This window comes from Pseudomonas parakoreensis (assembly GCF_021602155.1).
Lineage (GTDB): Bacteria > Pseudomonadota > Gammaproteobacteria > Pseudomonadales > Pseudomonadaceae > Aquipseudomonas > Aquipseudomonas parakoreensis.
The window spans coordinates 18,083-41,812 of sequence record NZ_BQHY01000015.1; the positions used below are offsets into that span (position 1 = coordinate 18,083).

Below are 23,730 nucleotides of genomic sequence, written 5' to 3' on the forward strand. Positions count from 1 at the left end.
ATGTGCAGCCCGCAAAGCAAAGAGCAAAAATTGTCGGTGAAAGTGTCCGGGGTGGTGTGCAGAGAATCAACCATCGAACGCATTCTGCAACCAGTTCAACTGATCCGGGTGCCTGTCGATGGCCACCACGTCGAAGCGGCAAGGGGAATCGGCCCAGCGCGACTCGCGCTGAAGAAAATACTGTGCGGCGAAAATCAGCTTCTGCCGTTTGCGCTCATCGATGCTAGCGAGCGCGCCACCCCATTGAGTGTTTTTTCTGTAGCGGACTTCGACGAATACTACTGTATCGCCATCAAGCATGACCAGATCAAGCTCGCCCCGTTTGCATGACCAGTTCTGCGCCAGCAGGCGCAGACCCTGGTGTTGCAGATGCTCGAGCGCCTGGCGCTCGGCATCTTTACCGCTTTGCAGGTGCGAGCCGTCGGGCATCAGCGCGGGGTGTCCGGCAGGCGTTGAACCTGACCGTTGACGAACTGCGCCCATGGCAACTGACGCACCACGCGTTGGGTCTGGGTCATGCCCAGGCTGCCCGACTGACCTTCGATGCGGCTGTCCGGCAACGCCTTTAACTGACCCAGGCGCGGCGCCAGACGGTAGGCGTCGACGCCCATGGCGTAAAGGCGGCCAAGGCTGCCGGCCGCTTGCGGCCATTGCGCGGTGACTTGCTGACGCAGCGGGTCATTGGCTTCCAGCAACCATGGGGTTTCGCAGAAGCGCACGCCGTTCATGTCGTTGTACTGGTTCACATCGCCACTGGCGCTGTACACGTGGGAAGTTGCGTACACCGGAACATCACCTGCGTACTGGAAGTTCAGGGTCGGCTTGATCTGTTGCGCTTGCTGCGGGGTGGCTGCCAGGAAGATGAACTCGATGTCCTGACGACGCGACGGCTGCGCGGCGACGTTGGTGCCAACCGCGTTCTGCAGGCTCTTGGCGCGGGCTTCGCTTTGGCGCAGCTGGAACATGTCGGCGATCTGCTGGGCCAGCTGCACTGGTTGATCAACGCGTTCGGTGGCAACGATGCTGCCGCCATTGGCCTGCCAGTCCTGGCTGAAGGCGCGCAGTACGCGGTCGCCCCATTCGCCTTTCGGCACCATGATCGCCGCGCGATGCAGGCCGTCGGCGCGGGCGCGACGCGAAACTTCGCGAGCTTCGTCTTCAGCTGCCAGACCGAACTGGAACAGTTGCGCCGGACCTTGATCGCCTTCGCTGTAGTTCAATGCGAGGGTGGTGATTGGCAGTTGCGGACGGGTGCTCAATTGTTTGACCAACGGTTTTTCCAGCGGGCCGACCACCAGTTGCACGCCATCGGCCTGGGCCTTGCGGTAGAACTCGTCCATCGAGGTCAGTTTGGAACTGTCGTAAAACTCGATGGCGGGCGGCTTCTGACCGGCCTGTTGTGCTTGATAGTGCGCCGCCATGAAACCTTCACGCAGCGCTTTACCGACCGAGGCCAGTGGGCCGTCTTGCGGTAGCAGCAGGGCAATCTTGCTCAGGGGCTGGCTGGCCAGTTCCTTGAGTTTGGTCAGTGGCAGCGGCAGGTTGATTGCGGCTGGGTGCTTTGGATTCTGTGCGCGCCAGGCATCGATCGCCGCTTGCTGCTGTTCCAGGGTGCCGGCGGTTTTCACGGCCAGGGCCAGGCCCATCCAGCCGCCGAGATCGTCGGCGGTGTTGGGTTGCAGTTGATCGGTCGGCAGCGAAGCGATCAGGGTCCAGATGGCTTCGTGGTTCTTGCTCGCGGCTTCGCCTTTGAGCATTGGAGCGATGAAGATGCGCTCGCGAGCGGCTGCCAGGGTCTGGCCGTCGGCTTCCAGTGCACGGGCGTGCACGGTGCCGGTGCGCACTTGCTGATCTTCCGGCATTTCGCTCAGGTGCTGCAGGCTCGGATGGCTCAGAGCGGTCAGCGCAGCTTTCGGCTGATTGCGGGTCATCGCCAGTTCAGCGGAAAGGGTGCTGGCGAAGATCTGCTGGCCTGGCTTCAACTGCTCCATCGGCACTTGTTGCAGGATCTGCGCGGACTGGCCGGCATTGCCCTGGCGATAAGCGAGGTCTGCCGCGCTCAGGCGCAACAACGCGGCTTTTTCCGGCGTTTTGGCCTGGGTAGCCTGTTCGAGCAGTTGCTCGATGCTGGCATCCGGAGTCCGTGGAAGTTCGCCAAGGCTGGAGGAAGGGGAGCTGGCGCAGGCCGCCAATAAGGCAGCGAGGCAGAGGGCAGTGAACAGCCGCAGGCAAGCGATCATGTAAGTGTTCCTGATACTCGATCAAATTAGCGTGGAATTGTACCCAAGCGCTGGCCGGGGCGCGATGTTACTGGCGTGAAACCGTCAATTTAGCTGAAGCAAATGTTGCGGCATCGCACAAAGGCGCGCAAAACCGGCGTCGGCCGGAACGCATCGCAAGCCTCATGACGCGTTACAATGCCGGCTTTTACCGATCATGAGGTGTGCGCTTTGACTGCTCCAGGTCCTTTGAATTCCGCTGCTGGCTCGCTTTATGTGGTGGCGACGCCCATCGGCAACCTGGACGACATCAGCGCCCGGGCTCTGAAAATCCTCCGCGAAGTGGCACTGATCGCCGCCGAAGACACGCGGCACTCGGCGCGCTTGATGCAGCACTTCGGCATTGCCACGCCGCTGGCCGCGTGCCATGAACATAACGAACGTGATGAAGGTAGCCGCTTTATTACCCGTTTGCTGGCAGGCGATAACGTCGCGCTGATTTCCGATGCCGGGACACCGCTGATTTCCGATCCGGGTTATCACCTCGTGCGTCAGGCGCGGGCGGCAGGGATCAATGTGGTGCCGGTACCGGGTGCCTGTGCGTTGATCGCTGCGTTGTCGGCGGCGGGGCTGCCGTCCGACCGGTTCATTTTCGAAGGCTTTCTGCCGGCCAAGTCGGCAGGGCGCAAGGCGCGCCTGGAATCGGTAAAGGAAGAGCCGCGCACGCTGATTTTCTACGAGGCCCCGCATCGCATTCTCGAGTGCCTGCAGGACATGGAAGCGGTGTTCGGTGGCGAGCGTCAGGCGTTGCTGGCCCGGGAAATCACCAAAACCTTCGAGACGCTCAAAGGCTTGCCGCTGGCTGAGTTGCGGGCGTTTGTCGAGTCCGACAGCAATCAGCAGCGCGGCGAGTGCGTGGTGCTGGTCGCGGGCTGGTCTGCACCGCAGTCCGAGGACGCGGTCAGCAGTGAGGCGATGCGCATCCTCAATCTGCTGCTCGACGAGATGCCGCTCAAGCGTGCCGCAGCGCTCGCCGCGCAAATCACCGGTGAGCGCAAAAATGTGCTGTATCAGGTCGCGCTCGAACAGCAGAAGGGCGAGTAACCCGTCGAGCAGACGGGTTTCACGGCTATTAGCGCTTGTTCTTCGGGCGCTCTGCCGTTAACCTGCGCGGCGGAGAGTCGATCGGACAGTCGCTGCCCTCTATGAAAATTAGGGGGGGGAGGAAAGTCCGGGCTCCATAGGGCGAAGTGCCAGGTAATGCCTGGGAGGCGTGAGCCTACGGAAAGTGCCACAGAAAATAACCGCCTAAGCGCTTCGGCGCCGGTAAGGGTGAAAAGGTGCGGTAAGAGCGCACCGCACGTCTGGCAACAGTTCGTGGCTAGGTAAACCCCACTTGGAGCAAGACCAAATAGGGTCCCAAGGCGTGGCCCGCGCTGGGACCGGGTAGGTTGCTAAAGATGTCCAGTGATGGCCATCGTAGACGAATGACTGTTCAAGACAGAACCCGGCTTACAGATCGACTCTCCACCTTTTTCTTTCCCTGCTTGAATCAATGGCATCAGGGCTGGTTATTATCGGCAGGCCTGCGCTAAAGTCCGGCAGCGGCAATGCGGTAATAGCCATTTCCCACCTTGCTTCAATCAACAGCAGAAGCGCTTTTGTAATACCGAAAAAATCTTACTCTTAACAAATCACTTTAACTTCCGAGCGCAGCTTTCAGTGCTGCATCAAGTTATTGGTCAAAAGTATCCGCCAAATTGTCGTTGCCCCTCCTTTTAAGCTCCTAAATCTCCGTTCTGTAAGGGTTTTCCTTTAATCCGCGCCTTGACGGTGTGGTGGGCGCATTCCTATAGTGTGCGCAAGTGGCGGAAAGTGGCATGAAGTGGGTTTTTTGAGCTCAAAACGATAAAAATTGGAGAAACGCTGACGTGTTTCGCGGAGCTAACGCTATCAGTCTCGATGCAAAGGGCCGTCTCGCCATGCCGAGCCGGTACCGTGACGAGCTCGTTTCGCGTAGTTCCGGCCAGTTGATCGTGACCATTGATGCCGTTGATCCGTGCCTGTGTGTCTACCCGCTCGACGATTGGGAAATTATTGAAACCAAGTTGCGTGCACTCCCTTCGCTTCGCGAAGAGAACCGTCGCCTGCAGCGTTTATTGATTGGTAATGCCGTCGACCTCGAACTCGACGGCAGTGGTCGTTTTCTGGTTCCACCGCGTCTGCGCGAATACGCAAAGCTTGATAAGAAAGCGATGCTGGTGGGCCAACTGAACAAGTTCCAATTGTGGGACGAGGATGCATGGAACGCGGTGTCTGCCGCTGACCTTGCTGCTATTCAACAACCGGGCGCCATGCCTGACGAACTGCGTGATTTGATCCTGTGACTATTGATAGCGGCTTTAACCACATCACCGTACTGCTTGACGAAGCCGTCGAGGCTCTCGCCGTACGTCCTGATGGCTGCTATCTGGACGGTACGTTCGGGCGCGGCGGGCACAGTCGGCTGATCCTCAGCCAGCTCGGGCTGGACGGCCGGCTGATCGGATTCGACAAGGATCCTCAAGCGATTGCCACCGGGCAAACGCTAGCGGCCGAAGACGGCCGCTTTGTCGTTGTGCAGCGCAGCTTTGCCGAACTGGGTTCGGTGGTTGCCGAACAAGGGCTGAGCGGCAAGGTCAGCGGTATCCTGCTCGATCTCGGCGTGTCGTCGCCGCAACTGGATGACGCCGAGCGCGGCTTCAGTTTCCTCAATGACGGCCCGCTGGACATGCGCATGGATCCGTCCCGTGGCATCAGCGCCGCCGAGTTCGTCAACACTGCGCCGGTGGAAGAAATCGCCCGGGTGTTCAAGGAATACGGCGAAGAACGTTTCTCCGGGCGCATGGCTCGTGCCGTGGCCGAGCGCCGCGACATCAAGCCGTTCGAGCGCACCGCTGATCTGGCCGAAGTTCTGAAAGTCGCCAATCCGGCGTGGGAGAAGGGCAAGAACCCGGCGACCCGTGCGTTCCAGGGTTTGCGTATTCACGTCAACAACGAACTGGGCGATCTGGAAGCCGGCCTTGAAGCCGCACTGGATGCTCTGGAAGTCGGTGGCCGTCTGGTGGTCATCAGCTTCCATTCGCTGGAAGACCGCATCGTCAAACTGTTCATGCGCAAGCTGGTAAAAGGCGAAGCCGACAACCTGCCGCGCAACCTGCCTGTGCGCCACGTGGCGTTCGAACCGAAAATCAAAATCCATGGCAAAGCGCAGACGGCCTCCGACGCCGAGCTCAAAGCCAACCCACGTTCCCGTAGCGCTGTCATGCGTGTCGCGGAGAAGTTGCGGTGAGCAAGCTTTTCGCCAAGCCCCTGCCGGGCGGCAGCTTTATCATGCTGCTGCTGTTTATCGGCGTGCTCGTGTCGGCCATCGGCGTGTCTTACAGCGCGCACTGGAACCGGCAGTTGCTTAACACCCTTTACAACGAACTCAGCGTGCGCGACAAGGCGCAGGCCGAGTGGGGGCGTCTGATTCTCGAGCAAAGCACCTGGACAGCGCACAGCCGCATCGAAGTGCTGGCCACGGAACAATTGAAAATGCACATTCCGGGCGCGGCTGACGTGAAGATGGTGGCGCCATGATGAAACTCGAAGGCGCACTCTTCCCGTGGCGCTTCCGCCTGATGGTGGCTCTGCTCGGCGTGATGGTCGCGGCGATCTGCTGGCGCATCATCGACCTGCAAGTGGTTGACCGCGACTTCCTCAAGGGACAGGGCGACGCACGCAGTCTCCGTCACATCCCGATTCCTGCTCACCGTGGTCTGATCACCGACCGTAACGGCGAGCCGTTGGCCGTGAGTACCCCGGTGACGACGCTGTGGGCCAACGCCAAGGAAATGCAGACGGCCAAAGAGAAGTGGCCGGCACTGGCCGCGGCGCTGGGGCAGGATCCGAAAGCCCTGGCCGAACGTCTCGAAGCTCAGGCCAACAAAGAATTCATTTACCTGGTGCGCGGGCTGACCCCCGAGCAGGGCCAGGCTGTGCTCGACCTGAAAGTCCCGGGCGTTTACGGCATCGAAGAATTCCGCCGCTTCTACCCGGCCGGTGAAGTCACGGCGCATATGGTCGGCTTTACCGACATTGACGATCACGGGCGCGAAGGCGTCGAGCTGGCCTACGACGAGTGGCTGGCCGGGGTGCCGGGCAAGCGGCAAGTCATCAAGGATCGGCGCGGTCGGCTGATCAAGGATGTCCAGGTCACCAAGAACGCCAAGGCCGGCAAGCCCTTGGCGTTGTCGATTGACCTGCGTCTGCAATACCTGGCGAACCGCGAGCTGCGCAACGCGATCATCGAGAACGGCGCCAAGGCTGGCAGCCTGGTGATCATGGACGTGAAGACCGGCGAGATTCTCGCCATGGTCAACCAGCCGACCTATAACCCGAACAACCGTCGTAACCTGCAGCCGGCGATGATGCGTAACCGCGCGATGATCGACGTGTTCGAGCCGGGTTCGACCATGAAAGCGATCTCGATGAGTGCCGCGATCGAATCCGGGCGCTGGAAACCGACCGACACCGTCGAGGTGTATCCGGGCTCGCTGCAGATCGGCAAGTACACGATCAAGGACGTGTCGAAGACCGAAGGTCCGGTACTCGACATGACCGGCATCCTGATCAATTCCAGTAACGTCGGCATGAGTAAGGTCGCGTTCGATATCGGCGGTGAAACCATTTACCGTCTCGCACAGAAAGTCGGACTCGGCCAGGACACCGGCCTGGGCTTTCCGGGCGAGCGCGTCGGCAACCTGCCGAACTACCGCGACTGGCGCAAAGCCGAAACCGCGACACTGTCTTATGGCTACGGTATTTCCGTGACCGCGATCCAGCTGGTGCACGCATTCTCGGCGCTGGCCAACAACGGTCGTCTCGCACCGCTGACCCTGATCAAAACCGACAAGCCGCCGCAGACCACTCAGGTATTGCCGGAAGCGGTCGCGAAAACCATGCAAGGCATGCTGCAGCAAGTGATCGAAGCACCGCGCGGCGTGTTCCGTGCGCAGGTGCCGGCGTATCACGTGGCCGGCAAGTCGGGTACTGCGCGTAAAACGTCGGTGGGCACCAAGGGTTACGCCGAAAACTCCTACCGCTCGCTGTTCGCCGGTTTCGGCCCGATGAGCGATCCGCGTTACGCCATCGTGGTGGTGATCGATGAACCGTCCAAGGCCGGTTACTTCGGTGGTCTGGTGTCGGCGCCGGTGTTCAGCCGTGTGATGTCCGGCACCCTGCGCCTGATGAACGTGACCCCGGACAACCTGCCGACTACCCAACAGGCCAACGCTACCCCGGTCGTTCCGCTGAAAGCCAATGGAGGGCGCGGCTGATGTCTCTGAGTCTGAACAAGATATTCCCCCACGCCGGCCATGATCTGTTGATCCGTGAATTGGCGCTGGACAGCCGCAACGTGCGCGCGGGCGACCTGTTCCTCGCTGTGCCCGGTGGCAAGTTCGATGGCCGTGCGCACATCGCCGATGCCTTGCAGCGCGGCGCGGCTGCGGTTGCGTATGAAGTGGAAGGCGCCACCGTGCTGCCGATCACCGAAGTGCCGTTGATTCCGGTCAAAGGCTTGGCGGCGCAGTTGTCCGACATCGCCGGGCGCTTTTATGGCGAGCCAAGCCATCACTTGAACCTGATCGGTGTTACCGGCACCAATGGCAAAACCAGCGTGACCCAACTGGTCGCGCAGGCACTCGATCTGCTTGGTCAGCATTGCGGCATCGTCGGTACGCTGGGTTCCGGCTTCCATGGCGCGCTGGAAAGCGGCCTGCACACCACGCCGAATCCGATCGCCCTGCAAGCCACTCTGGCCGACCTGAAAAAGGTCGGGGCCAAAGCCGTGGCCATGGAAGTGTCGTCCCACGGTCTGGATCAGGGCCGGGTCACTGCATTGGCGTTCGACGTCGCGGTGATGACCAACCTGTCCCGCGACCACCTGGATTATCACGGCACCATGCAGGCGTACGCCGAGACCAAGGCCAAGCTGTTCGCCTGGAATGACCTGAAGTGCCGCGTGGTCAACCTCGACGACGATTTCGGTCGGCAGTTGGCCGGCGAAAAACGCGAGTCGCGTTTGATCAGTTACAGCCTGCTCGACAGCAGCGCCTATTTGTATGTCCGCGAAGCGCAGTTCGATGACCACGGCGTACGCGCCACGCTGGTCACGCCGCAGGGCGAACACCACCTGCGCAGCACGCTGCTCGGTCGTTTCAACCTGAGCAACGTGCTGGCGGCGGTCGGCGCTTTGCTCGGTCTGGATTATGCGCTCGACGAAATCCTCAAGGTGCTGCCGAAACTTGAAGGCCCGGCCGGGCGCATGCAGCGTCTGGGTGGCGGCACTCAGCCACTGGTGGTGGTCGATTACGCCCACACCCCGGATGCCCTGGAAAAAGTTCTGACCGCGCTGCGTCCACACGTCAAAGGCCAGTTGCTGTGCCTGTTCGGCTGTGGCGGTGATCGTGATCGCGGCAAGCGTCCGCTGATGGCCGAAGTGGTCGAGCGTCTGGCCGATCGCGTACTGGTCACCGATGACAACCCGCGCACCGAAGATCCGGCGCAGATTTTCGACGACATCCGCGCCGGTTTCACCGCTGTGGATAAAGTTACCTTCGTCGCCGGCCGTGGTCAGGCGATTGCCCAGCTGATCGCTGCTGCATCGGCCGATGACGTGATCGTGCTGGCCGGCAAAGGCCACGAGGACTATCAGGAAATCAACGGCGAGCGGCACGCTTTCTCCGATCTGGTCGAGGCCGATCATGCCCTCACCGCGTGGGAGGTGGCCCATGCTTAAGGCCCTGACATTGAGCGAACTGACCAACGTGCTCGACGCACGTCTGATCAGCAGCGACGCCAGTTTCGATGGCGTCAGCATCGACAGCCGTGCGATCACCGCTGGCCAACTGTTTATTGCCCTGACTGGCCCGCGCTTTGACGGTCATGACTACCTGAACGATGTCGCCGGCAAAGGCGCGGTGGCGGCACTGGTCGAGCGTGAAGTCGCCGACAGCACCTTGCCGCAACTGCTGGTCAAGGACACCCGTCAGGCCCTCGGCCAGTTGGGTGCGCTGAACCGTGCCGCGTTCACGCAACCGGTGGCGGCCATTACCGGCTCCAGCGGCAAGACCACGGTCAAGGAAATGCTCGCGAGCATCCTGCGTACCCGCGGTCCGGTGCTGGCAACCCGCGGCAATCTGAACAACGACCTCGGCGCGCCGCTGACCCTGCTCGAACTGGCGCCGGAACACACTGCCGCCGTGATCGAACTGGGCGCCTCGCGTCTGGGCGAAATCGCCTACACCGTCGGGCTGACCAAGCCGCATGTGGCGATCCTCAACAACGCTGGCACTGCCCACGTTGGCGAGTTCGGCGGGCCGGAAAAAATCGTCGAGGCCAAGGGCGAGATCATCGACGGTCTCGCGGCAGATGGTATTGCCGTGCTCAACCTCGACGACAAGGCCTTTGGCATCTGGAAGCTCCGCGCCGGCGCACGCAAGGTGCTGACCTTCTCCCTGAGCAATCCGCAGGCAGATTTCTACGCCAGTGACCTGAGCACCGATGCCCGGGGCTGCCCGGCTTTCAACCTGCATACACCTGAAGGTGTGGAGCACGTTCAGCTGAACCTGCTCGGCACCCATAACGTCGCCAACGCCATGGCTGCCGCCGCTGCCGCTCACGCCCTGGGCGTGTCGCTGTTCGGCATTGCCACCGGGCTTGGCGCGGTACAGCCGGTCAAGGGTCGCACCGTCGCGCAACTGGCGAAGAAAGGCATGCGCGTGATCGATGACACTTACAACGCAAACCCCACCTCCATGTGCGCTGCCGTTGATATACTCGCCGGCTTTTCCGGCCGCACCGTCCTGGTGCTCGGAGATATCGGCGAGTTGGGCGACTGGGCGGAGCAGGGGCACCGCGACGTGGGCGAATACGCCCGGGGCAAGGTTTCCGCGCTTTACGCGGTCGGGCCGAACATGGTCCACGCCGTGAACGCATTCGGCCAAGAGGCGCATCACTTTGGCACGCAAGCCGAACTGATCCAGGCCCTCGACGCAGAGCAGGACACAAACACCACCATTTTGATCAAGGGTTCGCGCAGTGCTGCGATGGAAAACATCGTTGCGGCTCTGTGCGGGTCCAGTCTGGAGAAACATTAATGCTGCTGCTGCTAGCGGAGTATCTGCAACAGTTCTACAAAGGCTTCGCGGTCTTCCAGTACCTGACCCTGCGCGGGATCCTTGGTGTGCTGACCGCGCTGGTTTTGTCGCTGTGCTACGGCCCGTGGATGATCCGCACCCTGCAGAACCGTCAGATCGGCCAGTCCGTTCGCAACGACGGCCCGCAATCGCACCTGTCCAAGTCGGGTACGCCGACCATGGGCGGCGCGCTGATTCTGTCTTCCATCGGTGTCAGCACCCTGTTGTGGGCTGACCTGAGCAACCGCTACGTCTGGGTCGTGCTGCTGGTGACTCTGCTGTTCGGCGCCATTGGCTGGGTCGACGACTACCGCAAAGTGATCGAGAAGAACTCCCGTGGCTTGCCAAGCCGCTGGAAATATTTCTGGCAGTCGGTCTTTGGCCTGGGCGCAGCGATCTTCCTTTATATGACCGCCACCACGCCTGTGGAGACCACGCTGATCCTGCCGATGCTCAAGGACTACAGCATTCCGCTGGGCGCCGGTTTCATCGTGCTGACCTACTTCGTGATCGTCGGTTCGAGTAACGCGGTCAACCTGACCGACGGCCTCGACGGTCTGGCGATCATGCCGACCGTGATGGTCGGCGGCGGTCTGGGGATTTTCTGCTACCTGTCGGGTAACGTGAAATTCGCCGAATACCTGCTGATTCCTTACGTGCCGGGCGCAGGCGAACTGATCGTGTTCTGCGGCGCGCTGATCGGCGCCGGTCTGGGCTTCCTCTGGTTCAACACCTACCCGGCGCAAGTCTTCATGGGCGACGTCGGTGCTCTGGCACTCGGCGCGGCACTGGGCACCATTGCGGTGATCGTCCGTCAGGAAATCGTCCTGTTCATCATGGGCGGTGTGTTCGTGATGGAAACCCTGTCGGTGGTTATCCAGGTGGCCTCTTTCAAGCTGACCGGGCGCCGGGTGTTCCGCATGGCACCGATTCACCACCACTTTGAACTCAAGGGCTGGCCCGAGCCACGCGTGATCGTCCGTTTCTGGATCATCACCGTGATTCTCGTGCTGATCGGCCTTGCCACCCTGAAGCTGAGGTAGAACGAGTGTCTCTGATCGCTTCTGACCACTTCCGCATCGTTGTCGGCCTCGGCAAGAGCGGCATGTCCCTGGTTCGCTTCCTGGCGAACCGGGGCGTGTCGTTTGCCGTTGCCGACACGCGGGACAATCCACCGGAACTGGCCACGCTCAAGCGTGACTATCCGCACGTGGAAGTGCGTTGTGGCGAGCTGGACGTCGAATTCCTGTGCCGCGCCGACGAGCTCTACGTGAGTCCCGGTCTGGCGCTGGCGACCCCGGCCCTGCAAGCCGCTGCCGCCCGTGGCGTGAAAATGTCCGGCGATATCGAGCTGTTCGCGCGTAACGCGCGGGCGCCGATCGTGGCCATCACCGGTTCCAACGCGAAAAGCACCGTCACCACCCTGGTCGGCGAGATGGCGGCTGCGGCCGGCAAACGCGTCGCGGTGGGCGGCAATCTCGGCACGCCGGCGCTGGACCTGCTCAGCGACGACGTCGAGCTGTACGTGATGGAACTGTCGAGTTTTCAGCTGGAAACCACCGACCAGCTCAACGCTGAAGTGGCTACCGTGTTGAACATCAGCGAAGACCACATGGACCGCTACAGCGGCCTGCCGGCCTATCACCTGGCCAAGCACCGGATCTTCCGTGGCGCGAAGCAGTTCGTGGTCAACCGTCAGGACGCGCTCAGCCGTCCGCTGATCGGCGAGGGCCAGCCGTGCTGGACCTTCGGCCTGAACAAACCCGATTTCAAGGCTTTTGGCCTGCGCGAAGAGGACGGCGAGAAATACCTGGCCTTCGAATTCCAGAACCTGATGCCGGTGCGCGAACTGAAAGTGCGCGGTGCGCATAACCAGGCCAATGCCCTCGCGGCACTGGCACTGGGACATGCGGTCGGCCTGCCGTTCGACGCCATGCTTGATGCCTTGCGTAACTTCACCGGCCTCGAACACCGCTGCCAGTGGGTGCGTGATCTCGACGGCGTCGGTTACTACAACGATTCCAAGGCCACCAACGTCGGCGCCGCGCTGGCCGCCATCGAAGGCCTCGGTGCGGACATCGACGGCAAGGTCGTGCTGATCGCCGGTGGCGACGGCAAGGGTGCCGAGTTCAACGACTTGCGCGATCCGGTGGCGGCCAACTGCCGCGCCGTGATCCTGATGGGCCGCGACTCCGACAAGATCGGCGCAGCCATCGGTGACGCCGTGCCGCTGATTCGCGCCACTTCGCTGGTCGACGCCGTTGCGCAATGCCGCGCGGTCGCCCAACCGGGTGACGTGGTGCTGCTGTCGCCGGCCTGCGCCAGTTTCGACATGTTCAAGAATTACGAAGACCGTGGTCACCAGTTCGTCCGCGCCGTGGAGGATCTGGCATGAGCCTGCGCAATATCATCAAGCCGTACCCGTCGCCGATCATTACCGGCCGTGGCATCGACCTCGACTTCCCGATGCTCGCCGGCTGCCTGGCGCTGCTGGGCCTGGGCCTGATCATGATCGCCTCGGCTTCCACCGAAGTGGCGGCGGCGCAGTCGGGCAGCGCGCTGTACTACATGATTCGCCACCTGATCTATGTGGCGCTGGGCCTGGGTGCCTGCATCATCACCATGATGATTCCGATTGCCACCTGGCAGCGTCTGGGTTGGATGATGCTGATCGGTGCATTCGGTCTGCTGGTGATGGTGATCGTCCCCGGGATCGGCCGTGAAGTGAACGGTTCGATGCGCTGGATCGGTTTCAGCTTCTTCAACGTGCAGCCGTCCGAGATCGCCAAAGTCTTTGTGGTGATTTACCTCGCCGGTTATCTGGTGCGTCGGCAGAAAGAAGTGCGCGAGAGCTGGATGGGTTTCTTCAAGCCGTTCATCGTGCTGCTGCCGATGGCGGGCCTGTTGCTGATGGAGCCGGACTTCGGTGCCACCGTGGTAATGATGGGGGCTGCGGCGGCGATGCTGTTCCTTGGCGGAGTCGGGCTGTTCCGCTTCTCGCTGATGGTGGTGCTGGCAGTCGGGGCGGTGGTCTTGCTGATTCAGATGCAGCCTTATCGAATGGCGCGTCTGACCAACTTCGCCGACCCGTGGGCCGATCAGTTCGGCGCCGGTTATCAGTTGTCGCAGGCGTTGATCGCCTTCGGTCGCGGTGAGTGGCTGGGCGTCGGCCTGGGCAACAGCGTGCAGAAACAGTTTTACCTGCCGGAAGCGCACACCGACTTCGTATTCTCGGTGCTGGCCGAAGAGCTGGGCGCCGTCGGTTCGCTGTGCACCGTGGCGCTGTTCGTCTTCGTGTGTATTCGCGGCATGTACATCGGTCTGTGGGCGGAGAAAGCCAAGCAGTTCTTCGCCGCTTATGTGGCTTACGGCCTGTCGTTCCTGTGGATCGGTCAGTTTTTGATCAACATCGGGGTGAACGTCGGCCTGTTGCCGACCAAGGGCCTGACGCTACCGTTCCTCAGTTATGGCGGCAGTTCCCTGGTGATCTGCTGCGCCTGCCTTGGCCTGTTGCTGAGGATCGAGTGGGAGAGTCGGACCCACCTGGGCAGTGAAGAGATGGAATTCCATGAGAGCGACTTCGCCGAGGAGCCGAACCATGGGCGCTAACGTATTGATCATGGCCGGCGGCACCGGCGGCCACGTGTTTCCGGCGCTGTCCTGTGCCCGCGAATTCCAGGCACGCGGTTACACCGTGCACTGGCTCGGCACGCCACGCGGGATCGAAAACGATCTGGTGCCGGCTGCAGGTCTTGAACTGCACCGGATCAATGCCACGGGTTTGCGTGGCAAGGGCAAGCTGTCGCTGCTCAAGGCACCGTTCATGCTGCTCAAGTCGGTGTGGCAGGCGCGGGCGGTGATTCGCAAGCTGCGTCCAGTCTGCGTGGTCGGCTTCGGTGGTTATGTGACCGGGCCTGGCGGTATCGCCGCGAAACTGGCCGGTGTGCCAGTGATCGTTCACGAGCAGAACGCCGTGGCCGGCACCGCCAATCGGTTGCTGGTGCCGTTCGCCGCCCGGGTGTGTGAAGCGTTCCCCGACACCTTTACTCTGTCGGACAGCCGCCGTACCACCGGAAACCCGGTGCGCAGCGAGCTGTTCCTCGAAACATCGCGACCGGCTCTGGCCGGGCGCAAAGCGCGTTTGCTGATCCTCGGCGGAAGCCTGGGCGCAGAACCGTTGAACAAGTTGCTGCCTGAAGCCCTGGCGCAAGTCCCTGCCGATTTGCGTCCGGACGTGTTTCATCAGGCCGGCAAAAACCACGATGAAGTGACTGCAGAGCGCTATCGCGCCGCCGGCGTGGATGCGCAGGTGCAGCCGTTCATCAAAGACATGGCCCAGGCCTATGGCTGGGCTGACCTGGTGGTGTGCCGCGCTGGCGCGCTGACCATCAGTGAGCTGGCCGCCGTTGGTCTGCCCTCGATGCTGGTGCCTTTGCCCCACGCGATCGACGATCACCAGACCCGCAACGCCGATTATTTGGCCCGTGAAGGCGCTGCCTTCGTGATGCCGCAAAGAACGACTGGTGCCGCGGACCTTGCCGCGCGCCTGACAGAGGTCTTGATGCAACCGCAACGACTCGAAGAAATGGCCCAAGCGGCCCGCCGTCTGGCCAAACCCGATGCCACCCGCAGCGTGGTCGATACCTGCCTGGAGGTGGCCCATGGTTGAGAATCAGAAAGCCATGCCACAACCGGAAATGCGCCGCATCCGTCGTATCCACTTCGTCGGTATCGGCGGCGTGGGCATGTGCGGCATCGCTGAAGTGTTGTTGAACCTGGGCTATGAAGTGTCCGGTTCCGACCTGAAGGCTTCGCCGGTGACCGAGCGTCTGGAATCGTTCGGCGCGCACATCTATATCGGCCACCGTGCCGAGAACGCTGCCACCGCCGACGTACTGGTGGTCTCCAGCGCTGTGAACACCTCCAACCCGGAAGTGGCGACCGCCCTTGAGCGTCGTATCCCGGTGGTACCGCGTGCCGAGATGCTCGCCGAGCTGATGCGCTACCGCCACGGCATTGCCGTCGCCGGTACTCATGGCAAAACCACGACCACCAGCCTGATCGCTTCGGTGTTCGCCGCCGGTGGCCTGGATCCGACCTTCGTCATCGGTGGCCGTCTGAATGCGGCGGGCACCAATGCCCAGCTCGGCACCAGCCGCTACCTGATCGCCGAAGCCGACGAAAGCGATGCGAGCTTCCTGCACCTGCAACCGCTGGTGGCGGTGGTGACCAACATCGACGCCGACCACATGGCGACCTACGACGGTGACTTCAACAAACTGAAGAAAACTTTCGTCGAGTTCCTGCACAACCTGCCGTTCTACGGTCTGGCCGTGATGTGCCTGGACGATCCGGTGGTGCGTGAAATCCTGCCGCTGGTCAAGCGTCCGACCGTGACCTACGGCTTCAGCGAAGACGCCGACGTGCGCGCGATCAATGTACGCCAGCAAGGCATGCAGACCTTCTTCACCGTGCTGCGTCCTGACCGCGAGCCGCTGGATGTTTCCGTGAACATGCCGGGCAACCACAACGTGCTCAACTCGCTGGCGACCATCTGCATCGCCACCGACGAAGGCGTCAGTGACGAAGCCATCGTTCAGGGCCTGTCCGGGTTCCAGGGCGTTGGCCGACGCTTCCAGGTCTACGGCGAACTGCCGGTGGACGGCGGCAACGTGATGCTGGTCGATGACTACGGTCACCACCCGACCGAAGTCGCGGCGGTGATCAAAGCCGTGCGCGGTGGCTGGCCGGAGCGCCGTCTGGTGATGGTTTACCAGCCGCATCGTTATAGCCGCACCCGTGATCTGTATGACGATTTCGTCAATGTACTGGCCGATGCCAACGTGCTGCTGCTGATGGAAGTCTATCCGGCCGGCGAAGAGCCGATCCCGGGCGCGGACAGCCGCAAGTTGTGCAACAGCATCCGTCAGCGCGGTCAGCTCGACCCGATCTACATCGAGCGCGGTGTCGACCTCGCGCCGCTGGTCAAGCCGTTGCTGCGCGCCGGCGACATCCTGCTGTGCCAGGGCGCCGGGGATATCGGCGGTCTCGCGCCGAAACTGTTGAAAAGTGAATTGTTCGCCGGCGCCGTGGCGGCGTCGGTCGAGGGGAAGTTGAAATGACTGCTGCCTACGCCAACCTGTTCTCCACCATCGCGCCGAAAGACTTCGGCCGGGTCGCCGTGCTGTTCGGTGGCATGAGTGCCGAGCGTGAGGTTTCGCTGAAGTCCGGTAACGCTGTGCTCGATGCGCTGCAAAGCGCGGGTGTGGACGCGTTCGGGATCGACGTCGGCGAGGATTTTCTGCAGCGTCTGCTGAGCGAAAAGATCGACCGTGCGTTCATCATTCTCCACGGTCGTGGCGGCGAAGATGGCTCGATGCAGGGCCTGCTCGAGTGCGCCGGCATTCCCTACACCGGCAGCGGCATCCTCGCTTCAGCACTGGCGATGGACAAACTGCGCACCAAGCAGGTCTGGCACAGCCTCGGAATTCCGACGCCGCGTCACGCCGTGCTGTGCAGCGAAGCCGATTGTATTTCCGCGGCGACGGAACTGGGCTTCCCTTTGATCGTCAAACCGGCGCATGAAGGTTCAAGTATCGGGATGGCCAAAGTGAGTTCTGCGTCCGAGTTGATCGACGCATGGAAAGCGGCCAGTACCTACGATTCGCAAGTCTTGGTGGAGCAATGGATTCAAGGTCCGGAGTTCACCATCGCCACCCTGCGTGACCAGGTGTTGCCTCCTATCGCCCTGGGTACACCGCACACGTTCTACGACTACGACGCCAAGTACATCGCCAACGATACCCAGTACCGCATTCCGTGCGGGCTGGATGCCGTCAAGGAACAGGAACTCATGGATCTCACGGCCAAGGCCTGTGAGGCGCTGGGTATTGCCGGTTGGGGCAGGGCGGACGTGATGCAGGACGCCGACGGGCAGTTCTGGTTCCTGGAAGTGAACACCGCACCGGGCATGACCGATCACAGCCTGGTGCCGATGGCGGCCCGTGCTGCCGGTCTGGACTTCCAGCAACTGGTTCTGGCCATTCTGGCCGCCAGTGTTGAAGGCTCCGGTCACACAGAGGCGCGAGGTTAAGACCATGCAAGGCGCTCAGCTCAGACATCAGCCACCCGCACCCGGCCGCAAGCCGGTGCCGCGGGGTGCCAGCCGAATGGTGGCCAAAGAGCCGATGTCTGCGCGCCTGCCGAAAGCCAATTTCGGCTTTCTGAAAAGCCTGTTCTGGCCAGTGCTGCTGGTGGCGTTGGGGTTCGGTACCTACGAAGGCGCGCAGCGTTTGCTGCCGTATGCCGACCGGCCGATCACCAAGATCGCGGTGCAGGGCGACCTGAGCTACATCAGTCAGCAAGCGGTGCAGCAGCGAATCGCCCCGTACGTGGCGTCGAGCTTCTTCACCATTGATCTGGCCGGCATGCGCACCGAGCTTGAGCAGATGCCCTGGATTGCCCACGCCGAAGTACGCCGGGTGTGGCCGGACCAGGTGGTGATCCGCCTGGAAGAGCAACTGCCCGTGGCCCGTTGGGGCGACGAATCGCTGCTCAACAACCAGGGCCAGGCGTTCACGCCCAAGGAACTGGCGAATTACGAACACCTGCCACAGCTGTTCGGCCCACAACGGGCCCAGCAGCAAGTGATGCAGCAATATCAGGTGCTGAGCCAGATGCTCCGGCCGCTGGGTTTCTCGATCGCGCGCCTGGAACTGCGTGAACGTGGCAGCTGGTTCCTGACCACCGGTGCCGGCAGCTCCGGCCCCGGCATCGAGTTGCTGCTGGGACGCGGCAACCTGGTGGAAAAGATGCGCCGCTTCATTGCCATCTATGACAAGACGCTTAAAGACCAGATTACGAACATTGCGCGCATCGATCTGCGCTACGCCAACGGCCTCGCTGTTGGCTGGCGGGAACCAGTAGCGCCGACGACAGCCCAACCCGCTGTCGCAAAGAATTAAGAAGAGGCAGGACCCATGGCAAACGTGCAAAGCGGCAAAATGATCGTCGGTCTGGATATCGGCACCTCCAAGGTGGTGGCGCTGGTAGGCGAGGTCGCGGACGACGGCACGCTGGAAATCGTCGGTATCGGTACTCACCCGTCCCGCGGCCTGAAGAAGGGCGTGGTGGTGAACATCGAGTCGACCGTGCAATCGATCCAGCGCGCGATCGAAGAAGCCCAACTGATGGCGGGCTGCCGCATTCACTCGGCGTTCGTCGGCGTGGCCGGCAATCACATCCGCAGCCTGAACTCCCACGGCATCGTAGCGATTCGTGACCGCGAAGTGAGCTCGGCTGACCTGGAGCGTGTACTTGACGCTGCCCAGGCCGTGGCGATCCCGGCCGACCAGCGCGTGCTGCACACACTGCCGCAGGATTACGTGATCGATAACCAGGAAGGCGTCCGCGAGCCTCTGGGCATGTCCGGTGTGCGTCTGGAAGCCAAGGTTCATGTGGTCACCTGCGCCGTCAACGCCGCACAGAACATTGAAAAGTGCGTGCGTCGCTGCGGTCTGGAAATCGACGACATCATTCTCGAGCAACTGGCCTCGGCCTACTCGGTACTGACCGACGACGAAAAAGAGCTGGGCGTGTGCCTGGTCGACATCGGCGGCGGCACCACCGACATCGCGATCTTCACCGAAGGCGCGATCCGCCACACCGCGGTGATCCCGATTGCCGGTGATCAGGTGACCAACGACATCGCCATGGCGTTGCGCACCCCGACCCAGTACGCCGAAGAGATCAAGATCCGCTACGCCTGTGCCCTGGCCAAACTGGCCGGTGCCGGCGAAACCATCAAGGTGCCAAGCGTTGGCGACCGTCCGCCGCGCGAACTGTCGCGTCAGGCCCTGGCCGAGGTGGTCGAGCCGCGTTACGACGAACTGTTCACCCTGATCCAGGCCGAACTGCGTCGCAGCGGCTACGAAGACCTGATCCCGGCGGGCATCGTCCTGACCGGTGGTACCTCGAAGATGGAAGGTGCCACCGAGCTGGCCGAAGAAATCTTCCACATGCCGGTGCGCCTGGGCGTGCCGCACGGCGTGAAGGGGCTGGATGACGTGGTGCGCAACCCCATTTATTCCACTGGCGTTGGCTTGCTGATGTACGGCCTGCAGAAGCAGTCCGACGGGATCTCGTTCTCGGGCATCGGCAGCCGCGACAGCTACAGCAACGATGAGCCACAGGCGCCGTTGCTGGACCGATTGAAGAAGTGGGTTCAAGGCAACTTCTAAAGCTTTACCGCAACACCGCTACAAAAATGCAGTAGGCGAAAAAACTAGAGAATGTAAGGAGAGGGAAAATGTTCGAACTCGTAGACAACATCCCCGCAAGCCCGGTAATCAAAGTTATCGGTGTTGGCGGTGGCGGCGGCAACGCTGTCAACCACATGGTCAAGAGCAACATCGAAGGCGTTGAATTCATCTGCGCCAACACTGATGCTCAAGCGCTGAAAAACATCGGCGCGCGCACCATTCTGCAACTGGGCACCGGTGTGACCAAAGGCCTGGGCGCCGGCGCCAACCCGGAAGTCGGCCGTCAGGCTGCGCTGGAAGATCGCGAGCGCATCGCTGAAGTGCTGGCCGGCACCAACATGGTGTTCATCACCACTGGCATGGGCGGCGGTACCGGTACCGGTGCTGCGCCGATCATCGCCGAAGTGGCCAAGGAAATGGGCATCCTGACCGTTGCGGTCGTGACCCGTCCGTTCCCGTTCGAAGGCCGCAAGCGTATGCAGATCGCCGACGAAGGCATCCGCATGCTCTCCGAAAGCGTCGATTCGCTGATCACCATTCCGAACGAGAAGCTGCTGACCATTCTCGGCAAAGACGCCAGCCTGCTGTCGGCTTTCGCCAAGGCTGACGACGTACTGGCCGGTGCCGTGCGCGGTATCTCCGACATCATCAAGCGTCCGGGCATGATCAACGTCGACTTCGCCGACGTGCGTACCGTGATGAGCGAAATGGGCATGGCGATGATGGGCACTGGCTGCGCCAGCGGTCCGAACCGTGCACGTGAAGCGACCGAAGCGGCCATCCGTAACCCGCTGCTGGAAGACGTGAACCTGCAAGGCGCACGCGGCATCCTGGTGAACATCACCGCCGGTCCTGACCTGTCCCTGGGTGAGTATTCCGACGTGGGTAGCATCATCGAAGCCTTCGCTTCCGAGCACGCGATGGTCAAGGTCGGTACCGTGATCGATCCGGACATGCGCGACGAACTGCACGTTACCGTGGTTGCCACCGGTCTGGGCGCGAAAATCGAGAAGCCTGTGAAGGTCATCGACAACACCGTTCACACCTCCATGGCTTCCGCTCAGGTGCAACAACCGGCTCCTGCGCGTCAGGAAGCTCCGGCGGTGAACTACCGTGACCTGGACCGTCCGACCGTCATGCGCAACCAGGCTCAGGCCGGTGCTGCGACTGCCGCGAAGATGAACCCGCAGGACGATCTGGATTACCTGGACATCCCGGCATTCCTGCGTCGTCAGGCCGATTGATGGAATGTATCAGGGCTATGACGGTGATTGGTGTTCAGCAAAGGCTCGGTCTGCTATTATCGCCAGCCTTTGTTGATACCAGTTCGCAATTTGCGCTGAAGCGGCCCAAGCCATGATTAAACAACGCACACTGAAAAATATTATCCGTGCCACAGGTGTAGGCCTGCATTCCGGGGAGAAGGTCTACCTGACCCTCAAGCCTGCGCCTGTCGACACTGGCATTGTGTTTTGTCGCGCTGACCTCGACCCTGTGGTGCAGATTCCTGCCCGCGCGGAAAACGTCGGTGAAACCACTATGTCGACGACGCTGATCAACGGCGACGTCAAAGTGGACACGGTAGAGCACTTGCTCTCGGCCATGGCTGGCCTGGGCATCGATAACGCCTACGTCGAGCTCTCCGCGTCCGAAGTCCCGATCATGGATGGCAGCGCTGGACCGTTCGTATTCCTGATTCAATCGGCTGGCCTGGAAGAGCAGGACGCCGCCAAGAAATTCATCCGCATCCTGCGTGAAGTGACAGTGGAAGACGGCGACAAGCGCGCCACTTTCGTCCCTTTCGAAGGGTTCAAGGTGAGCTTCGAGATCGATTTCGATCACCCGGTTTTCCGGGACCGCACCCAGAGTGCAAGCGTGGATTTTTCCAGCACTTCGTTCGTAAAAGAAGTCAGCCGCGCCCGTACTTTCGGTTTCATGAGTGACATCGAGTACCTGCGCAAGCACAACCTCGCACTCGGCGGCAGCGTTGAAAACGCGATCGTGGTGGATTCCGATGGTGTACTGAACGAAGACGGCCTTCGCTACGAAGACGAATTCGTGAAGCACAAGATCCTCGATGCGATTGGCGACCTGTACCTGCTGGGTAACAGCCTGATTGGTGAGTTCAAAGGCTTCAAGTCCGGTCATGCACTGAACAACCAGCTGCTGCGCAAGTTGATTGAGCAGACAGATGCTTGGGAAGTCGTGACGTTCGAAGACGCCAGCACTGCACCGATCTCTTACATGCGCCCGGTTGCGGCAGTGTAAGTAAAAAAACCTCTCTAGTTTTTTGAAGGCCATCCTCGGATGGCCTTTTTTTATGCCTGCGGTTTTTGTGTTGCCTGCACTGGCCCAATCGCTGGCAAGCCAGCTCCCACAGGTTCTTTGTTGATCTCAAATCTGCAGCACCCCACAGACCCATGTGGGAGCTGGCTCGCCAGCGATTGGGCCAGCGCCAGCACCTCGAGGTTTCAGGCCGCCACCACCACCCGATTGCGCCCACCTTCTTTGGCCTGATACAGCGCCTTGTCCGCCGCAAACAGCAGTTGCTCCAGTGACATCTCGACTGCCGATGTCCAGGTGCTGATACCGATACTGACGGTCATTGCCACGTCCGCGCCGTCGACCTTCGGCATCTGCTCCACCGCCTGACGAATGTGTTCAGCAATTTGCCGGGCACCGCTGCTGTCGGTCTCGGCGAGAATCACCGAGAACTCTTCGCCGCCGTAACGGGCGACCAGATCGCCGGGGCGGCGCACGTTCGCCGTGATCACCTTGGCCAGTTCGCGTAGCGCCTGGTCGCCGGCCTGATGCCCGTGACGGTCGTTGAACGCCTTGAAGTGGTCGGCATCGATCATCATCACCGACAGCGGCTTGCCCGAACGCTGGGCGCGGAACCATTCGTGGCGCAGCGACTGATCGAGCATCCGCCGGTTGGCCACGCCGGTCAGCGCATCGGTGGCAGCCAGTTGCGCCAGTTCGCGTTCGGCGCGCTGGCGCAAGCGCAGCTCGCGAGCGAGCAGCCAGGTCAGCCACAGCAGCCCGGCACACAGCACGCCGGTGGCACCACTGACCAACAGCGCCGTGCGCCGCCAAGTGCCGAACACCTCATCACTGGAGAGCGCGACCATCACCGTCAGCGGCAAGTTGCCGACCCGCGAATAGGTGTAAAGCCGTTGCTGGTGGTCCATGCTCGAAGTGCTGGTGAAACTGCCGCTGCCATCCTCGTCGCCGAGAATCCGTACCACGTTGGGTCGGTTGCCGAAGCTCTTGCCGATGGAGTCGTTTTGCAGATGCGGCTTCTGCGCCAGCAGCACGCCGTCGCTGTTGATGATGTTCAGGGTGCTGTCTTTGCCGATGTCGAGGCTGTTGAACAACTGATCGAAGTAGTCGAGTTTCATCGACGCCACCGCCACTCCGGCGAATTCGCCGGTTTCCGAGGAGATCCGCCGACTGAAGCTGATGCGCCACTGATTGGCGTCGTCGCAATCGCAGCGGGTCTTGAACGGGCGACTGATGAACATGCCGGTATCGCGGTTGAAGGCGTGGGCAAGGAAGTAATCGCGATCGGCGAAGTTGCCTGGTTTGGGTTCGATCCGCGATGAGTCGGCAACCACATCGCCATGCTTGTCCAGCAGGAGGATGTCGCCCTTGAAACGCGCGGTGGTCGAACGGTCGAACAGCGCCAGATGGCGAATCTGCGGGGTGACGTCGCGCAAGTCATCGCGCTGGGCGGCGGCGATCAGGCCTTGCAGGGTCAGGTCGTACAACTCGACCGTGCGCAGGACGTCGGCGTCGATCAACTGGGCGATGGTGGTGGCACTGCGGGTGGCCGCTTCCTGAGCGTTGGCGTGCTCACGAATCAGCAAAAAAGTGACGATGCACAGAATCGCGATCACGGTCAGCGAACTGCCGCAGATCAGCAGCAATTCGGGGCGTCCGGGCTTGCCCGCCAGAGGTGGGGTACGGCTCGCGATCATGATGGGGTTATCAGTTGGGGGATCTTATAAGCTTAGTTGCACAAACACT

Annotated in this window: 20 protein-coding genes and 1 other RNA gene; 18 read left to right on the forward strand and 3 right to left on the reverse strand. The window is 61.5% G+C overall.

The window, feature by feature from the left end:
• Window positions 1-66: 66 nt before the first annotated feature.
• Window positions 67-429: a YraN family protein gene (locus L6D63_RS21660; protein ID WP_007961623.1), complete on the reverse strand. Its 363-nt coding sequence runs from the start codon at window positions 427-429 to the stop codon at window positions 67-69.
• A complete protein-coding gene (locus L6D63_RS21665) occupies window positions 429-2,240 on the reverse strand; it encodes a penicillin-binding protein activator (RefSeq protein ID WP_047296427.1) in 1,812 nt (603 codons plus the stop codon). The genes L6D63_RS21660 and L6D63_RS21665 overlap by 1 nt, the downstream gene beginning before the upstream one ends.
• Window positions 2,241-2,417: 177 nt before the next feature.
• Between L6D63_RS21665 and rsmI the strand changes: the two genes are divergently transcribed.
• The 18 genes from rsmI to lpxC all read left to right on the forward strand — a co-directional run bounded on the left by rsmI (window position 2,418) and on the right by lpxC (window position 21,969).
• Window positions 2,418-3,323: a 16S rRNA (cytidine(1402)-2'-O)-methyltransferase gene (rsmI, locus tag L6D63_RS21670; RefSeq protein ID WP_121187130.1), complete on the forward strand. Its 906-nt coding sequence runs from the start codon at window positions 2,418-2,420 to the stop codon at window positions 3,321-3,323.
• Between the two features lie 73 nt (window positions 3,324-3,396).
• Window positions 3,397-3,750: RNase P RNA component class A (gene rnpB / locus L6D63_RS21675), an RNA gene on the forward strand.
• Between the two features lie 400 nt (window positions 3,751-4,150).
• Window positions 4,151-4,606, forward strand: coding sequence for a division/cell wall cluster transcriptional repressor MraZ (mraZ, locus tag L6D63_RS21680; RefSeq protein ID WP_131671068.1), 456 nt, complete (start codon window positions 4,151-4,153; stop codon window positions 4,604-4,606).
• The gene (rsmH, locus tag L6D63_RS21685) at window positions 4,603-5,550 is read left to right on the forward strand and encodes a 16S rRNA (cytosine(1402)-N(4))-methyltransferase RsmH (RefSeq protein WP_373873759.1); all 948 of its coding nucleotides are present in this window, start codon (window positions 4,603-4,605) and stop codon (window positions 5,548-5,550) included. Before mraZ ends, rsmH begins: the two co-directional genes overlap by 4 nt.
• Entirely contained in the window at window positions 5,547-5,840 is a 294-nt protein-coding gene (ftsL, locus tag L6D63_RS21690) for a cell division protein FtsL (RefSeq protein ID WP_003228022.1), read from the forward strand. Before rsmH ends, ftsL begins: the two co-directional genes overlap by 4 nt.
• Window positions 5,840-7,579, forward strand: a complete 1,740-nt coding sequence (locus L6D63_RS21695) for a peptidoglycan D,D-transpeptidase FtsI family protein (RefSeq protein ID WP_174376919.1) — start codon at window positions 5,840-5,842, stop codon at window positions 7,577-7,579. Before ftsL ends, L6D63_RS21695 begins: the two co-directional genes overlap by 1 nt.
• On the forward strand, window positions 7,579-9,042 hold the full coding sequence (locus L6D63_RS21700) for a UDP-N-acetylmuramoyl-L-alanyl-D-glutamate--2,6-diaminopimelate ligase (protein ID WP_131671069.1): 1,464 nt from the start codon (window positions 7,579-7,581) through the stop codon (window positions 9,040-9,042). The genes L6D63_RS21695 and L6D63_RS21700 overlap by 1 nt, the downstream gene beginning before the upstream one ends.
• Window positions 9,035-10,402, forward strand: coding sequence for a UDP-N-acetylmuramoyl-tripeptide--D-alanyl-D-alanine ligase (locus tag L6D63_RS21705; protein ID WP_131671070.1), 1,368 nt, complete (start codon window positions 9,035-9,037; stop codon window positions 10,400-10,402). The genes L6D63_RS21700 and L6D63_RS21705 overlap by 8 nt, the downstream gene beginning before the upstream one ends.
• On the forward strand, window positions 10,402-11,484 hold the full coding sequence (gene mraY / locus L6D63_RS21710; RefSeq protein WP_025109289.1) for a phospho-N-acetylmuramoyl-pentapeptide-transferase: 1,083 nt from the start codon (window positions 10,402-10,404) through the stop codon (window positions 11,482-11,484). The genes L6D63_RS21705 and mraY overlap by 1 nt, the downstream gene beginning before the upstream one ends.
• Before the next feature lie 5 nt (window positions 11,485-11,489).
• Window positions 11,490-12,836, forward strand: coding sequence for a UDP-N-acetylmuramoyl-L-alanine--D-glutamate ligase (gene murD, locus L6D63_RS21715; RefSeq protein ID WP_131671071.1), 1,347 nt, complete (start codon window positions 11,490-11,492; stop codon window positions 12,834-12,836).
• A complete protein-coding gene (ftsW, locus tag L6D63_RS21720) occupies window positions 12,833-14,050 on the forward strand; it encodes a putative lipid II flippase FtsW (protein WP_003228018.1) in 1,218 nt (405 codons plus the stop codon). Before murD ends, ftsW begins: the two co-directional genes overlap by 4 nt.
• Window positions 14,040-15,110, forward strand: coding sequence for an undecaprenyldiphospho-muramoylpentapeptide beta-N-acetylglucosaminyltransferase (gene murG, locus L6D63_RS21725; protein WP_047296414.1), 1,071 nt, complete (start codon window positions 14,040-14,042; stop codon window positions 15,108-15,110). The genes ftsW and murG overlap by 11 nt, the downstream gene beginning before the upstream one ends.
• Complete coding sequence (murC, locus tag L6D63_RS21730; protein WP_007961634.1) at window positions 15,103-16,563, forward strand: UDP-N-acetylmuramate--L-alanine ligase; 1,461 nt, start codon at window positions 15,103-15,105, stop codon at window positions 16,561-16,563. The genes murG and murC overlap by 8 nt, the downstream gene beginning before the upstream one ends.
• Window positions 16,560-17,534, forward strand: a complete 975-nt coding sequence (locus tag L6D63_RS21735) for a D-alanine--D-alanine ligase (RefSeq protein WP_047296412.1) — start codon at window positions 16,560-16,562, stop codon at window positions 17,532-17,534. Before murC ends, L6D63_RS21735 begins: the two co-directional genes overlap by 4 nt.
• A 4-nt stretch (window positions 17,535-17,538) precedes the next feature.
• Complete coding sequence (locus L6D63_RS21740) at window positions 17,539-18,405, forward strand: cell division protein FtsQ/DivIB (RefSeq protein WP_041073143.1); 867 nt, start codon at window positions 17,539-17,541, stop codon at window positions 18,403-18,405.
• Window positions 18,406-18,420: 15 nt separating this feature from the next.
• Entirely contained in the window at window positions 18,421-19,680 is a 1,260-nt protein-coding gene (gene ftsA / locus L6D63_RS21745) for a cell division protein FtsA (RefSeq protein WP_003228014.1), read from the forward strand.
• 68 nt (window positions 19,681-19,748) lie between these two features.
• Window positions 19,749-20,945 (forward strand): cell division protein FtsZ, encoded by a 1,197-nt coding sequence (ftsZ, locus tag L6D63_RS21750; RefSeq protein WP_003228013.1) that lies wholly within the window; start codon window positions 19,749-19,751, stop codon window positions 20,943-20,945.
• A gap of 112 nt (window positions 20,946-21,057) precedes the next feature.
• Window positions 21,058-21,969: a UDP-3-O-acyl-N-acetylglucosamine deacetylase gene (gene lpxC / locus L6D63_RS21755; RefSeq protein WP_007961638.1), complete on the forward strand. Its 912-nt coding sequence runs from the start codon at window positions 21,058-21,060 to the stop codon at window positions 21,967-21,969.
• 203 nt (window positions 21,970-22,172) lie between these two features.
• Here the strand turns inward: lpxC and L6D63_RS21760 are convergent, their stop codons facing one another.
• Window positions 22,173-23,681, reverse strand: coding sequence for a sensor domain-containing diguanylate cyclase (locus tag L6D63_RS21760; protein ID WP_131671072.1), 1,509 nt, complete (start codon window positions 23,679-23,681; stop codon window positions 22,173-22,175).
• Window positions 23,682-23,730: the final 49 nt, after the last annotated feature.

Bases quoted from the DNA above. Each gene is read 5' to 3' on its own strand.
- L6D63_RS21740 (WP_041073143.1), top strand. From the start codon at position 17,539: ATGCAAGGCGCTCAGCTCAGACATCAGCCACCCGCACCCGGCCGCAAG.
- ftsW (WP_003228018.1), top strand. From the start codon at position 12,833: ATGAGCCTGCGCAATATCATCAAGCCGTACCCGTCGCCGATCATTACC.
- L6D63_RS21695 (WP_174376919.1), top strand. From the start codon at position 5,840: ATGAAACTCGAAGGCGCACTCTTCCCGTGGCGCTTCCGCCTGATGGTG.
- murG (WP_047296414.1), top strand. From the start codon at position 14,040: ATGGGCGCTAACGTATTGATCATGGCCGGCGGCACCGGCGGCCACGTG.
- L6D63_RS21700 (WP_131671069.1), top strand. From the start codon at position 7,579: ATGTCTCTGAGTCTGAACAAGATATTCCCCCACGCCGGCCATGATCTG.
- ftsA (WP_003228014.1), top strand. From the start codon at position 18,421: ATGGCAAACGTGCAAAGCGGCAAAATGATCGTCGGTCTGGATATCGGC.
- L6D63_RS21705 (WP_131671070.1), top strand. From the start codon at position 9,035: ATGCTTAAGGCCCTGACATTGAGCGAACTGACCAACGTGCTCGACGCA.
- murC (WP_007961634.1), top strand. From the start codon at position 15,103: ATGGTTGAGAATCAGAAAGCCATGCCACAACCGGAAATGCGCCGCATC.
- L6D63_RS21735 (WP_047296412.1), top strand. From the start codon at position 16,560: ATGACTGCTGCCTACGCCAACCTGTTCTCCACCATCGCGCCGAAAGAC.
- L6D63_RS21660 (WP_007961623.1), bottom strand. From the start codon at position 429: ATGCCCGACGGCTCGCACCTGCAAAGCGGTAAAGATGCCGAGCGCCAG.
- L6D63_RS21665 (WP_047296427.1), bottom strand. From the start codon at position 2,240: ATGATCGCTTGCCTGCGGCTGTTCACTGCCCTCTGCCTCGCTGCCTTA.
- mraY (WP_025109289.1), top strand. From the start codon at position 10,402: ATGCTGCTGCTGCTAGCGGAGTATCTGCAACAGTTCTACAAAGGCTTC.
- ftsZ (WP_003228013.1), top strand. From the start codon at position 19,749: ATGTTCGAACTCGTAGACAACATCCCCGCAAGCCCGGTAATCAAAGTT.
- lpxC (WP_007961638.1), top strand. From the start codon at position 21,058: ATGATTAAACAACGCACACTGAAAAATATTATCCGTGCCACAGGTGTA.
- rsmI (WP_121187130.1), top strand. From the start codon at position 2,418: ATGCCGGCTTTTACCGATCATGAGGTGTGCGCTTTGACTGCTCCAGGT.
- L6D63_RS21760 (WP_131671072.1), bottom strand. From the start codon at position 23,681: ATGATCGCGAGCCGTACCCCACCTCTGGCGGGCAAGCCCGGACGCCCC.